Origin of the sequence: Terrimonas ginsenosidimutans (genome assembly GCF_022012415.1) — a bacterium.
GTDB classification, from domain to species: domain Bacteria; phylum Bacteroidota; class Bacteroidia; order Chitinophagales; family Chitinophagaceae; genus Terrimonas_A; species Terrimonas_A ginsenosidimutans.
Genome location: NZ_JAKLTR010000001.1, coordinates 262,547 through 276,473, shown reverse-complemented (window position 1 = coordinate 276,473; position 13,927 = coordinate 262,547). Strand labels below are relative to the sequence as shown.

The following is a 13,927-nucleotide window of genomic DNA, read 5'->3' as shown; positions in this document are numbered from 1 at the left end:
ATAGTTGGCGCGCCAATCGATCTTGGAGCATAGTACGCAGCCGGTTGCCTGCCTTATGCATACATCCGCCAGCACCCCATCAGGAATACCCAGCTGATATATCCCCATAGAATGCTGAATATAATATGCATGGACGTTTCAAACCGTTTTCCTTTCCAAAGCCGGGAAGAATAGCCGATGAACTGGATTACGAACCGGGTACTCCAGAACGCACATAGCCCAAGGCAGATCTTATTGCCAAGCGGAGTATAAAGCAGATCGTCCGCGGAACTAACGCAAAGCGCACCCATCATGAAAACAACGAGTCCGATAAATAACGTATGGATATACATCATTTGCCGGTTGATCAGACTTACATCTTTCAACTCTTCCTTCCAGTTAAAATAACGGGGAAACACAATATGGACGATCGCCAGGATCATCAGCAGATATCCGGTGATTTGAAGGTGCAATATCATTCTTTCGATATAACGAATAGTTTTACAAAAGGGTTTATTGGTCTGATCTGGACATTCGCCAATCCCGCATCTTCCACCACTTTAAGCCATATTCTCTTTGAATAAAAATGAAAAAAGCCAATATTGAAAGCGGCGAAATTGGGTACATCACGCAGATGTTCTATAAGAATGATCTTCCCGTCCGCACGAAGAGTGCGGGATATATCCCTGATAAAATTGACCCGCTCTTTTTCCTGCCTGATCTCATGAGCGGCAAAAATGAGAAATACCACATCGACAGAAGAGTCTGGTAGGGGAACCTGAGTTGTATTTATATTCTGCGTGTTGGGATAGGCTGGATAAGCCGCCCTTGCCCGACGGATGGAGATCTCTGTGTGTTGTTTTGGATCGTAGAAGTCGAAAACCTGTAAAGAGCAGTCTTTAAATTTTTCCTGAATTAATGCACTTGTTTCATCAAATCCCGCATGAATATTTACCAGGTCTTTAGCTGTTTTCAAATCAGCAGAAGAAAGCCAATTCATTTCATAAAACCCTGAAGCATCATAAATATAGTATGATACAAATACAGAACTAGAAACAGACAGGGCCAATAAGATGCAAAGTATACGTATAGTGAATTGCACCGGTGTTGAAAAAGAGTTGGAAATGATGAGTAACGCCGTCAACGCTGCCAGCGCAATCAGATAGAAATGCCAGTTGAATCTTATAATATTATAAACTCCCTGAAATGGCATTCTTATCCTTTCCATAATTCGGTCTTTCCTTTTTTCCAGTGATAGGGAATATTGCGGATGATGAACGCATTTGCGGGGACGACCCCTTTTAAAGAAAGGCTTTGTATAAAGTCCGATCTCCATGATTTCAATTCCACTGGGGCGGGCGTCCAGTTTTCCCTTACGCCTTCAATGATCAAAACCTTTCTGTTGTTGGGATTATAAGTGAATGTAAATGGCAGCGGACCGGCAAAACGTCTTGCCTCCTTCCAGTCAGAAAATGGAGAGCCAGCGGGCAATGGCACAATTTCTTTAGCCATATCTACTTCAACATGAAGCCCGGATTTTTGAGAAACGATAAGAACAGTGTTGTTCTTATGTTCGGTTGAAATATCAGTAGTAGTATAATGATAATGCGTGAAGATATTTCCAAAAAATTGCATCTTCCGCTTGTCAGTTTCCGATCTGATTATATATAGTCCACGCAAGCGTTTGCCAGCATTAGTCGTATACCTCGAAAAGATCCGGTAACCGGTAAGAAAGAAGTCATCTCCCATTATTGCGGGGAATCCTTTCGGCCGAAGGCCTTTCGTTTTTACCATAGCGAGTGCTACAAACCCCCATTTTTCCTGGAATGTATCAGGTTCAAGGCACTCTGGCAATAAAGGCAGAAGCTCTTCTTTTGGTACTGCAAAGCTTACCACAATGGAGCTTTCGAAGAATGCTTCAACAGCAAAAGGATGATTTTTTAGAAAAGGCAACATAGGGGCCTGGTTTAACCACTGCTTATTTCAATTGGATGATCTCTTACAAAATACGTTTTTATCTGTAAAGAAAGATAACCCAAAGACTGCAATGAAATCTACTTTGGCTGCAGATTTCGTGATCTGTTGAATTGGAATTCATTTAAATAGATCATGGTGCTAAGAGCTGCTGCCCAAACTGCATTCCAGGGACCAAACAGCAGCAGGTCTTTTGCCAGGAAGAATTCGATGATGTTCATCGTGGCAATAATGATGATCTGCAGGATGGCATTGATTCGCGACTTAAACCTGCTTAGGACCCATATTGCCATAAGAACCTCTGCTGAGCCGATAAGGTTTGTTAATACTTCTGCGTGTTCTTCCCCAAGAATACGGGCAACGATCATTCGATGACGTGGAATTTGGTTCAGAAGCTTGCAGTAAAGCCCGTTGATCAACCATATCAGTGAGATCAGAATAGTCAGGGATCTGTGAAGATTTTTTTTTGCAACCGCCGTAATCATACAGAACACTGTCATCCCGGTTATTTTTGTGGCCGACAGCCGGACTAATATTAAGTAAAATAGCCGGAACGAAAGAAATATAAAATACAAATTATAGGATAGTACATGTTATACAGCCGATGCATTTATCTTTATAAACTAAAGGAAATTATTCAACGTAAAGGTTAGCGTATGTCAAATGCGGAAGAGCAGGTCACACAGTCGATCCTTTGTATTCCTGTGCAATGTGAAAGCATAGATGCCCTGAAAATTTTGATCGTCGGAAAAACAAACGGAGAGTACCTGGTTGCCGGTAACATTCTTATGAATAGTCAAACAAAAAACTTTTTTGAGATACAGTTTGACGAACATGATGAACAAATGCAACAGGCTTTTACCTATGCGGGAAAAGTGACCGGCATTTCAGACAGCTGTCTTGATCAGATAGCGGATCATAACTATGTAGTTTACCTGATCTCCAATGATATTGGATTGGAAGGCGCCCGGGCACTTGCCGATGCCGGCCTGGCAATTTTAAAGACGGCAGGGCTGGGTGTAAAGGTGGAATCGGCGGGAAAAGCATTTGACAGAGAGAGCTGGGAACAATTGGTGAATGACGATGAATATGACAGGTTATTCGATCTGTTTGTTATTTATTCTTTGACAAATGAAGATGGGTCAGTTTATTCGTGTGGCATGCATAATCTGGGGTATAAAGACACGATCGTATATGGAGAAGAGTTTCAGGATGCAGCAAGCCTGATCCGGATCTTCTGCTACTATCAATTGCTTGAAGATCCTGAAATAATGCCGGGGCAAACATTTTCTCCGGAAGTTGGGGCACCGGTTTTCGTGATCGAAGAAGAATCTGATCCTCCTTACAAGGATCATGATCTCTTTACAAACCCTTTTGGTATGTGGAAGATGGAAAGAGTGGGGACAGACAATTAATATTCACAAGGAAATGATCTCTGAATGATCAGTTATTATAGCGGAGACCTGCTCCGATCTGACACAGATGCAATCGTTAATGCGGTCAATACTGTCGGCGTAATGGGAAAGGGGCTCGCATTGCAATTTAGAAATGAGTTTCCCCTGAATTATAAAAAGTATCAAGTGGCTTGCAAGAACGGCGGGTTGCAGCCGGGAAAACTATTGCTCTGCCGTGATCATAATCCGGCAGGGGAGGAAAGGGTGATCGTCAATTTTCCAACGAAAATACACTGGCGCCTGCCTTCCCAATACGAATATGTCGAAGAAGGGTTAAAGGCTCTCGTAAAGCTGATCAGTGAAGAGAAGATAAAAAGCATTGCCATCCCACCGCTTGGCTGCGGACTTGGTGGATTGGATTGGGCGATTGTGAAACCAATGATGATCTCTTATATGGAAATGGTGGATGCAGATGTACGAATCTATGAGCCGAAGACTTAGGTCTTGAACCACGTAAACCATCAGCGACTATTTTTCAGATGGAATTTTAATACAAGATCAGCCTGGCAGGTATTGTTGAATTAACTGGTAGCGGGCGCTACACGTTCCCGGGATCAGCAAGTAGCAAAAGGATCATTGGAGCAGAGCCTTCACAACCACCTCTTCACCTTTTCCAGCAATTCCTTCATTTCATAAGGCTTCGCTAAAAAATCATCAGCACCCGCATCTCTTGCATACTGTTCAATATCCCTGCTGGCAGAGATCATGATCACGGGTAAATGCCGTGTATCTGCATTGCTTTTCAGCTGACGGCAAACATCAGTACCGTCGGTCCCGGACATCCAGATGTCCAGCAATAAAAGATCGGGCAATGGCCCTTCCAGTTGCAAAACAGATGCGCCGTCGAGAGTGCTATGTACCAGATAGCCTTCATATTCAAGTATTGCAGAAGTGGCGTCGAGAATGCCTTCGTCGTCATCAACAACCAGGATTGTCTTGGTAATGGTGGGTCTACTTTGCATGGATTCGGTTCAATTGGGTTCGTTAGTTCAAAGCCCGGTGGTGGACGGGACAGTAATATTGGTAAAATCTGCGATCTATAAAATAGCAGAGTACCGTTTTTTTGCCCTGTTAAAACCCGGTTTTTGTTTTCCGTGGCAGGGTGAAGCAAAAATTAGACCCCTTTCCTTCTGCGCTCTCGACCCAGATCCGGCCGCCTTCACGTTTGATTATTTCAGAAGAGATGTATAAGCCAAGACCGAGGCCCGGGAATGTATGTTGTTTGTCGCCGCTTACCCGATAGAATTGCTCGAATACCTTTTCGTGCTTATCAGCGGCAATACCCACACCAAAATCCTGCACGCAGACCTTTACATACTGATCGTCTGCACTCGTGCTCACGCGGATCTGATCGGAATTAGGGGAATATTTGATAGCATTGCTCAAAAGGTTGGCCAATACCTGGGCAATGCGTTCGGGATCTGCAAATACATCATCCGTTTCGCTGAGTTTTACAATGATCTCGTGTTTGCTGGTGGTCCGGCGCATGTCTTCCACCACTTCGTCTACTATCTGATTGAAACTAAAAAAGCGTTCATTGAACATCAGCTTGCCTGCCTGGATCTTGGTCGTATCCAGCAGATCGCTGATCAGGTTGGTAAGCCGGTTGATCTGCACGCCCATTCGCGTGAGCATCGAGCTTTCTTTTTCGTACCCTTTTTCACGGAAGATCGCTTCCAGCACCTGTGCATAGGCTTTGATACTGGTGACTGGTGTTTTTAATTCATGACTGGCAATACCGATAAACTCGTCTTTCTGCTGTTGCAGGTGTGTGAGCTTGGTAACATCGGTGGCCATATTGAGAATACCATACACGTTGCCGGATGCATCATGTAATGGTTTGTAAGTATAGTTGAACCAGAAAGACTGCAGGCGTCCGTCCACGATAAGATCAGCCTGCTCCTGGTCTGTATGGTAAGCTTCGCCTGTATGCAACACTTTTTTCAGGGTGTCGATAAAATGCTGGCCTTTGAGTTCCGGCACGGCATCGATGAGGTTTTTCCCAATGACAGAACTATCCTTGCCCCAAAGGCGGATCATTGCCTCATTGGCAACTTCGATAGTAAGGTCCTCGCCAACATACAGGGCCGTCGCCATCGGTGCTTCAAGTATAAGGCTGCGAAAACGCTTTTCGCTTTGTTCGATCGTTTTTCGCGCAGCGACCTGTTCTGATACATCCGTTGCGATCAGGAGCACACGTTGTTCTCCGGATGACAAAGTACCTATGCGAGCCACCACGAAGTTGTAATAGCTTTCTTCCGTCACTCCATTGCGTTGCAGCCTTGCAGGAGCTTCGATCGCATTGTACGTTTCACCGGTATCGCTGACAAGTTCGATCATTTGTCGAAAGCCCTGATCTTCCAGTTCGGGGAGCGCTTCTTTAAAAGGCAGGCCGATCACGGTTTTATCTTTTCGCCAGAACTCAAGCATCAGCGGGTTGGATGCCACGATCTTTAGTTCCGGCCCTTCCACCAGTGCAATAGCGACCGGAGCTTCCATGATCATCTGGCGGAATTGCAACTCGCTTTGCCGGATGGCATCCTGTGCAATAAGTTCAGGCCGCAGGTCTCGCATAATAGCCCCGACGCCCACTGGCAAACCAGTATTCGGATCATCGATGCGGATACAGTTATTCTCAAGAGGAATGATCTCGCCTGTTTTAATATTCTTTATGGCAAACCGCCCTGACCAGCTGCCGGAGGACATTACCTTCGGAAGCAATTCTTTCTCTACGAAATTGATCTGCTCGCTGGTATGAAAGGAAGAGATGGGGATCCGGGTGATGTCCTCTTCCGGCGAAATTCCCAGCATTTTTCTTCCTGCCGGGTTGATATAGGAATTTGTTCCGTTCAACTCAAGCAGCGACATCAGGTCAACAGAGTTTTCCGCAAGTGTCATCAGTTTGCGTTGCTGTTCCTGGGCAGCGAGTTCGCTCCTGAGATCCCGGGCGATAGTGGCCCAGCCCTGGGCAGCACCGGTTTCTTCGTCATAGATCAGCATGGTGGTCCCATGCATAGGAACCGCTTCACCTGTTTGAAAATGACGATAGTTGATGCGGCCGGTCCAGTTCCCTTTTTTACAAAGATCGTTGCTGATCACCTCCTTCAACCTCTCTGCTTCTCCTGGCATCAGGTATTCATGATCGGGCAGCCTGGCTTCATTGAGCGAAGCAAGTCCAAGCATGTTACGTCCGGCATCATTGACATATGTAATAATGCCTTCATTCGATGAGAGGCTGACAAAGTCAGGACCTGAGATCAACAGTGCCAGTAGTTGTTGCTGTTGATTGCCTGAAAGAAGATTAAGTAAATTTTTCAATGCCGGTGGGTAAGGTGATAAATGTAGGATAAATTGAAATGATTCCAACATCTAATTGAACGTTGTTCAACTTAATATTTCGGTAAGCAGGAGATCATCAGCGGGCAAATGGGGCAGGGAACCTTTATATCAACGGGCATTGCTTAGCTTAAACGGTGTTCCCGGCCTTCAAATATTTGATTTGATATTCTTCTCTCATTCCCAGCAACAGTAAAAGGAAGAAACAAGATGAAAATATCGGGATGAGATTCTTGCGGGATGAGCGGAGGTCAGTGTAGATCATGCAGAAATGACTGGCAGTAAAATTGCTTCTTTTTAGCGGTGTTCACCATTAAATCAAGCCTATGGAACTTTCTACACAATCCCGGTCCCTGATAAATATTCTGTTGATCATTTCGTTGATGTTCTGTCAATCCGCTCATTCCCAATTAACCGTAAAAGAGATGGATTCGCTTCGGGCAAATGTCAGCCGTATAGCTGGAAGCATCAACGCCCGGGTTGGTGTATGTATCACCCAGCCCGGATCTTCCGACAGTGCTATCCTTTACAGAGGTGATGAACGATTTCCCATGCTGAGCGTGTATAAATTTCCCATTGCCATCGCCGTGCTGAAAGAAATGGACCGCGGCAACTTATGGATGGAGAAATATGCGCCCTACAGCCGGGATTCCATTTTCACAAGAGAAGAAGAGGTGTACACCGAAGCTAATTTTCCTGGAGGCAAAGTGACTGTAGGGCAGCTGCTGACATTGATGCTCGTCAGGGGAAGCAATACAGCCTGCGATCAATTGCTCGCTTTATTGAAAGGCCCGGCAAATCTTCAAAATTATTTGAGAGAACTTAATGTAGTAGATATGGGGATCAATGCAACAGAGCGGGAAGTACAGACAGATTCCCTGAGACGATATGATAACTGGACTACGCCTGTTGAAATGAACCGGTTGCTTTCAATCGCCTTTACAGAATCATACCTCACAACAAAGAACCATGATTTTTTATGGGATAAGATGGCAGAGACTTTAACAGGTGCCGACAGGATTAAAGGTCTTCTGCCGAGGGATATCCGGGTAGCGCATCGCACCGGAACGGGATTCGGAAGCTATAATGATGTTGGCATCATCTTTCTTCCCAATGGCAAACACCTGGTGATCTCTGTATTCATCGCGGAAGCAGTGGATGCTCCACAGCGTTGTTCGGAAGCAATTGCCAGAATTGCAAAGCTGGCCTGGGATTATTATTCAAGACACTAACTAATGAAAGCCTGACTTTTTACGGGCATTGTAGGGGTTTGCAATATTCCGCATGCCCGTAAAATTGCCGAAAGATCGCTCTTCCTATCTGCTTTCAAGAGCTTTCAACCGGTTCCTCGCTTCCTCATATCCAGGGTAGATCTCCAGCGCCTTTTTATAAAAGCGGATGGCGTCTTCGCGCCGGTTTAATTTCAGGTAGATATTTGCCATGGTCACCATCACGAGGTCTTTGCCGGGAAATGCTAAAACATTGTTCTCCGAAATGATCCGCGCGTCCTCATACCGTTTCAGCTGCAGTAATTGCTCTGCAATAAAGTTCATCGAGATCCAGTCGGTGTAATACTTCACCGTATCGTCTTTGATCCGGTTGTATTCATTCACTGCCGCTACTGCTCCTTTAGTTCCGATAAAAGATTCTACGACCTTATGAACAGGCTGCTTTAGCGTGACGGGTTTGTTATAAAGAATGCTTACCAGGCTTTTTGTTATCCCGAAAAAATCAGTAGGAGAGCTGTTACATAAGATCACCACCATACTGTTGGATGACGGAATACGAAGCATAAAAGAGATAAACCCCTCTGTCATGCCTAAATGAAAATTACTTGTAACGCTGTCTGTATTCGTGTACCGGAAATTTTTATTGAACCATCCAAAGCCATAATCGGCGGGTTTGATCCCCGGTGTCAGCATTGCATCCGTCAACTCTTTATTGAGCGTAGTATGATTTGTTATTCCCAGATGAAACTTGTAGAGATCTTCAACGGTCGAATAAATATCGCCGGTGCCCATAGTGTTCGATTGATCACGAAAGTCTGCACTTGTATAGCCTCCCGGGCTATAGTCATATCCGGTTGCGCGGTTATGGACTATTTGTGTATGATAGTACGAACCCGAATTTCTCATGCCAAGTTTATCGTACACATCTTCTTTCATTGCTTCAGCGTATGACCGGCCTGTTACTTTTTCTACTATATGTCCGAGCGTGAAATAACCCCAGCTGCTGTAATTGTATTTCGTTCCTGGCGTAAAAGCCAGCGAAGAGTCCATGAATAATTTTATGTAATCGTCTCTTTCAAAATATCTGCGACTTATGACGGGAAAGAAATCGGGCATGATGTCGTAGTTCGGTATTCCGGAGGTATGACTGAGCAACTGCCGGATCGTTACATGGCCCGCAGGTTTGTCCTTGAATCCTGGCAGGTAATCTGCAACCGTTTTGTCAAGGTTGATCAGCCCTTTTTGCACCTGGACCAATACCAGCATAGCGGTTAGTGGCTTGGATACAGAACCGATCATGAATTTTGTATCCACCGCATTTGGAATATTCCATTCCCTGTTTGCAAGACCAAAAGCTGCTTTGTAAATGATACGCCCGTTTTCTGCAACCAGTACTGCGCCATCGAACATGTTGTATCGATGATAGGTTTGCATAAGTGATGCAAGGCGCGACTGTTTGGTTTGACCTGATGTTAGGCCAGCGACGAAGAGAGCCATCGCCAGAAGACAATGTTTGATTGACATAAAGGCAGCGTTGAGGTGCACCAAATATACCAATATTGAAGGTAGGTAAACTGACGGGGGGGATGGGATTAGAGATCGTGCCCGGAGCGCGGGCAGGGAACTAAATGGGCGGCTTTGTGTTGTCGGGCACTTCTATCACAAACAGCGTTCTCTCCGCACAACGCTTCGATGGCACTAATATTGATCTCATTCTGGTCAATAATGTTTTGATTATGCATACAAAAATGATCTGGGCAAACCTGATGGTGGATGATCTTGAGCGGACAAGAAAATTTTATACGGCATTGGGGTTTAAGCAGAATGGAGAGTATTCAGGTGGTGATCTGCTTAGTTTTGAGGTGGGTCAAAATAATTTCGTCATTAACTTCTGCGCGCGTAAGCGGTTTGAGGAGAATATTTCAGACAAAGCTGCCGACCTCGACAAGGGCCAGGAAATTTTGTTCTCACTTTCTGCGGCTAATAAGGAAGAAGTGGAGCAATGGGCGCAGGCGGCGAAAGACATTGGAGCCACCATTTTCCTTGAGCCTCATGTATACCAGTCGGGCTACCAATGCGGATTTGCAGATCCTGATGGCCACAAGTATAATGTGTTGTATTGGCCGGGAATGTGAAAGGTGTTACAGGCTGGTGTGTTCATATAGCAATAAAGCTATCCATCAGCCAGGAACTGATCATAAACGGGTTCACTGAACAGCGTCTTTACTTTCGCCGCGTTTTAAAGTGAGTACAGTTATCTCCGGCCACATGCCAACTCTTCCTTTTAATCCGTGATAGCCAAACCCTCTGTTAACATACAGGTATTTCCCATCCTGCTCATAAAGACCAGCCCATTGTTTGTAAACATATTTGATAGGGCTCCATTTAAAGCCAAACAGATCTATACCAAACTGCATTCCGTGTGTATGTCCGGCAAGCGTAAGATGAACGTGTTGATGATGGTCTATAGTTACTTCATCCCAGTGCGAAGGATCATGAGACATCAGTATTTTGAATGCATTGTCCGGGACATTCTCTGTTGCTGTTTTAAGGTCGCCATATTTATGAAAGCCACCTTTACCCCAGTTCTCAACACCAACCAATGCGATGCTGTTTCCCTGCTTGGTGATCGTCACCGATTCATTTAGTAAAAGTTTAAAACCGATCTCGTCATGGACCTCTTTCAGGCGATGCAGGTTTGCATCCTTTGCGGCTCTTGTTTCCCAGCGGATATAGTCGCCGTAGTCGTGATTCCCTAATACCGAGTACTTTCCATACGGGGCCTTAAGTGTTGTGAAGCCGGGGATCCACGGATCCATCTCGGTAGCGAGATTATTTACAAGATCTCCTGTGAACAATAGCAGATCGCTGTTCTGTGCATTTACGAGGTCAATACCTTTCTGAACGCCTTTTACATCGCTGAAGCTTCCTGAATGAATATCGGAGATCTGGGTAATGGTAAATCCGTCAAATGATTCTGGCAGGTCTGCAAAGTAGAGCGTCTCTTTCCGCACTTTATAAAAATGCCTTCCACGCGTCAGGCCAAAAACGATAATAAGAAATACAGCGAGCGCAATCACCACTGCCGCTTCGCTGACATAAACACTTCTTGGCGGAAATCCCTCGAAGATCCGGACGATATCTTCTGCGATCAGTACAGGTGTTGCCACCAATTTGGGAATAAAGATCACCAGCATCAATGACATCAGGCCGGCGATCCAGCGTTGCGTATTTTGACCAGCCCGGCGTAAAAATACAATAGAGACCATCCCTGCGATCAGTAAACTATCCAGTAACCAGTAAGCCAGACGCAAGCCTGAATGCTGCGTCAATGTGGTGACAGCCTGATAGAAATAAATATCCGCTATAATAAAAACCAACAGGATCAATAAAAGCCTTCTAACCATATCTGAAAGTGTTAGTCAATTACCAAACACAACACAGCAACATTTTTCTTCCTGGCGTGCTAACGCATGTTTTGTACATGAGGGTGCTAAATTAATGCCATTAAAAAAGTGAAATGATGCAATTCCGTTGAACAGGGGGATTATATCGGGGAATGGCGTTAATGGCGGTGTCAACCGCAGTGATATTTTTTTCGACGGGAGGTCGAAGGGCTCTGTTTGGAGTTTCGTCGGAGGGGCAAGATCTCTTTTTTTCGACGGGAGGTCGAAAGACTCTGTTTTTTTGCCGGACGGGCAAGGCGCTTTTTTTTCGACGGGAGGTCGAAAGACTCCGTTTACTTTTTTTGCCTTGATGCAAAAAAAGTAACAAAAAAAGATCAAGGCTGGGAAAAAATGGCTAAAAATGGGAGGATGTCACCTGCACCAAAAAAACTCGCCCGTCCAGGTTTAGGATTGATTGGCGTGTTGGGCTCAGACAGTTTTTGGCGCCTTCGCACACCTGCGGTGTGACTCAGACGGTGCCAGCCTCCCATTTTCTTAACGCCATTTTTTCCAAGGCCGGGGCGTTGAGAGAGGAGGATTCGTTTGCGAGGAAGATTCGTTATAGTTCCGATCCTGTATTATAATTGATGCTGACATTCTTTACAGATACCTTCTGTATTAAGCGAATAGAAAACCTACTAGAACCGTAAGGTTACAATCCTGTCGAGGGCTTCTGCCCGCTTTAAGAGGAGTGGCCTAGCGCAAATGGCGTTAAGAAAATTATGGGCGTAACCGACGAGCCGAAGGCGAGGGCGCTAAAATACTGTCTGAGCCGGCACGCAAACCAATCCAAAACCCTCCTCCGGCGAGTTTATTTTAGTGCCAGGTGCAGCCCATAATTTTTAGCCATTTGCGCGTAGCCTTGATCTTTTTTTGTTACTTTTTTTGCATCAAGGCAAAAAAAGTAAACGGAGTCTTTCGACCTCCCCGTCAAAAAAAAACGCCTTGCCCGTCCGGCAAAAATGTAAACGGAGTCTTTCGACCTCCCGTCGAAAAAAAGCGCCTTGCCCGTCCGGCAAAAATGTAAACAGAGTCTTCGAGGCCCCCTCGAAAAACAGCGCCCTTGCCCCCAAATTCATCCTTCATTATGACCTTACGTTCAAGGGGTAAACAGGCTTGAACATAAACGGGTCTCTTCCCGGAAGGTATAGCCCAAAAAGCATCGCTTCAGCACGGGATTGCCTCAATTCATCCCGATATGCATTCGCCGATATATTCCGCAGGATAGCTTTACCGCTTAAACTTCACCTATGCTGAGGAATTCTGCCCTGTTCTCAACGCTGATTACCTGTTCGGTTTCGATCCTCCTGATGACCTCCTGTATAAAACCTGTACACGACGATCCGAATATTTTTCGCCCAAGAACATATCCAAAGGGAGAGACAGATGGCCTCGTCATGCAGAATAATTTCGGCGCTTCCGGCGGCACTATTACCAGCCCCGATGGAAAACTGACCGTGCTCATCCCCGCCGGCGCTCTAACAACCCCAACTGTTGTGACGGTACAGCAGATCTCCAATACACTTCCTCTCGGAACAGGAACCGCATACAGGGTGTTGCCCGCTGATCTGACCCTTTCAAAACCCGTAACCATCACTCTTGCATATGAGGCAACAGAACTTGATGGAATGGATGAGGATGCCCTTGATCTTGCCACGCAGGATCAGAACGGCACCTGGAAGCGGATCAAGAATACACAACTCAATAAAACAAGCAGAACGCTTATAGCTGAATCCAATCACCTCGGTGATTATTCTTTTACCGGCGGCTACCTGTTGTCTCCGGATAAAGCCGGGCTGGGACAGGGAGAGTCTACGATACTCACTGTAAGCGTACTGCAGGAAAAGAGCACTGGTGACAACGAAAAGGAGGCTGAGCTCGGGAGTTTTTCCACGATCATTAAGGCAGGCGATCTTGAAACCTGGACTTTGCAGGGTGAAGGTCAGATCATGCCACGTGGCAGCACGGCTGAGTTCAAAGCGCCGGCATCGATCAGCGGTCATATCATATCCGATATAAGTGTTGTAGTTAAAAACATCAAACGGCCGGGAAGACTGACCAATGATAAACTGACACTGCGTAAAAAAATAACCATGTCGTCGGACAGTTTTATGGCGGGATTTTTTGACGGCGTACCCTTTAATTGTATTAGTGTCTCAGCGTTTGTTGCCTCAGGTGTTACCGTGATACAGGGCGATGTTACAACCAGCAAAAAGATATTGATATTCGTAAAAGGGACCACGGTCGGGACTTATCCGTATGGCGATCCATCGGAGGCAGGGAAGGCGGATATCAGAGCTGATATCACCGGAACTATGTACGAGACGAGTTACACACTTTGTGGCCCGCCGGTATCTACGTCTTATACCGCTGGCGGAATGACGATCAGCACCTACCAGAACAGCGGATTGATCGCAGGAGAATTTGCTGCGACACTTTATGACGATATGGGTTGTCAGCTAAATACAAAGAAGATCACCGGCACATTCAGGGTAAAACTATAGCACAG

Annotated in this window: 13 protein-coding genes; 5 read left to right on the top strand and 8 right to left on the bottom strand. The window is 45.6% G+C overall.

Features of this window, described 5'->3' with window-relative positions; translation table 11 throughout:
• Nucleotides 1–53: 53 nt before the first annotated feature.
• From LZZ85_RS01110 to LZZ85_RS01095, 4 genes are all read right to left on the bottom strand, one after another.
• Nucleotides 54–458, bottom strand: coding sequence for a hypothetical protein (locus LZZ85_RS01110; RefSeq protein ID WP_237868077.1), 405 nt, complete (start codon nt 456–458; stop codon nt 54–56).
• Entirely contained in the window at nt 455–1,207 is a 753-nt protein-coding gene (locus LZZ85_RS01105) for a methyltransferase domain-containing protein (protein ID WP_237868076.1), read from the bottom strand. Before LZZ85_RS01105 ends, LZZ85_RS01110 begins: the two co-directional genes overlap by 4 nt.
• Entirely contained in the window at nt 1,195–1,935 is a 741-nt protein-coding gene (locus LZZ85_RS01100; RefSeq protein ID WP_237868075.1) for a DUF2071 domain-containing protein, read from the bottom strand. Before LZZ85_RS01100 ends, LZZ85_RS01105 begins: the two co-directional genes overlap by 13 nt.
• Before the next feature lie 98 nt (nt 1,936–2,033).
• A complete protein-coding gene (locus tag LZZ85_RS01095; protein WP_237868074.1) occupies nt 2,034–2,453 on the bottom strand; it encodes a DoxX-like family protein in 420 nt (139 codons plus the stop codon).
• A gap of 156 nt (nt 2,454–2,609) precedes the next feature.
• Between LZZ85_RS01095 and LZZ85_RS01090 the strand changes: the two genes are divergently transcribed.
• Both LZZ85_RS01090 and LZZ85_RS01085 read left to right on the top strand, forming a co-directional pair.
• Nucleotides 2,610–3,368, top strand: a complete 759-nt coding sequence (locus LZZ85_RS01090; protein ID WP_237868073.1) for a DUF4261 domain-containing protein — start codon at nt 2,610–2,612, stop codon at nt 3,366–3,368.
• Nucleotides 3,369–3,392: 24 nt separating this feature from the next.
• The gene (locus LZZ85_RS01085; RefSeq protein ID WP_237868072.1) at nt 3,393–3,848 is read left to right on the top strand and encodes a macro domain-containing protein; all 456 of its coding nucleotides are present in this window, start codon (nt 3,393–3,395) and stop codon (nt 3,846–3,848) included.
• A gap of 149 nt (nt 3,849–3,997) precedes the next feature.
• On the opposite strand, the gene LZZ85_RS01080 is transcribed toward LZZ85_RS01085, so the two are convergent.
• Together LZZ85_RS01080 and LZZ85_RS01075 are read right to left on the bottom strand one after the other, a co-directional pair.
• Nucleotides 3,998–4,369 (bottom strand): response regulator, encoded by a 372-nt coding sequence (locus LZZ85_RS01080; RefSeq protein WP_237868071.1) that lies wholly within the window; start codon nt 4,367–4,369, stop codon nt 3,998–4,000.
• 109 nt (nt 4,370–4,478) lie between these two features.
• Entirely contained in the window at nt 4,479–6,725 is a 2,247-nt protein-coding gene (locus LZZ85_RS01075) for an ATP-binding protein (RefSeq protein ID WP_237868070.1), read from the bottom strand.
• Between the two features lie 344 nt (nt 6,726–7,069).
• Between LZZ85_RS01075 and bla the strand changes: the two genes are divergently transcribed.
• A complete protein-coding gene (gene bla, locus LZZ85_RS01070) occupies nt 7,070–7,975 on the top strand; it encodes a class A beta-lactamase (RefSeq protein WP_237868069.1) in 906 nt (301 codons plus the stop codon).
• 84 nt (nt 7,976–8,059) lie between these two features.
• Here bla and LZZ85_RS01065 read toward each other — a convergent pair whose 3' ends face one another.
• Nucleotides 8,060–9,496 carry a beta-lactamase family protein gene (locus LZZ85_RS01065; protein ID WP_237868068.1) on the bottom strand — a complete coding sequence of 479 codons (1,437 nt, stop codon included), beginning with the start codon at nt 9,494–9,496 and terminating at the stop codon, nt 8,060–8,062.
• A gap of 212 nt (nt 9,497–9,708) precedes the next feature.
• Between LZZ85_RS01065 and LZZ85_RS01060 the strand changes: the two genes are divergently transcribed.
• A complete protein-coding gene (locus LZZ85_RS01060) occupies nt 9,709–10,107 on the top strand; it encodes a VOC family protein (protein ID WP_237868067.1) in 399 nt (132 codons plus the stop codon).
• A 72-nt stretch (nt 10,108–10,179) separates the two neighbouring features.
• On the opposite strand, the gene LZZ85_RS01055 is transcribed toward LZZ85_RS01060, so the two are convergent.
• A complete protein-coding gene (locus LZZ85_RS01055; RefSeq protein ID WP_237868066.1) occupies nt 10,180–11,379 on the bottom strand; it encodes a metallophosphoesterase in 1,200 nt (399 codons plus the stop codon).
• Between the two features lie 1,289 nt (nt 11,380–12,668).
• Here LZZ85_RS01055 and LZZ85_RS01050 point away from each other — a divergent pair.
• A complete protein-coding gene (locus LZZ85_RS01050; RefSeq protein ID WP_237868065.1) occupies nt 12,669–13,922 on the top strand; it encodes a DUF6252 domain-containing protein in 1,254 nt (417 codons plus the stop codon).
• The last annotated feature ends 5 nt before the right edge of the window (nt 13,923–13,927 follow it).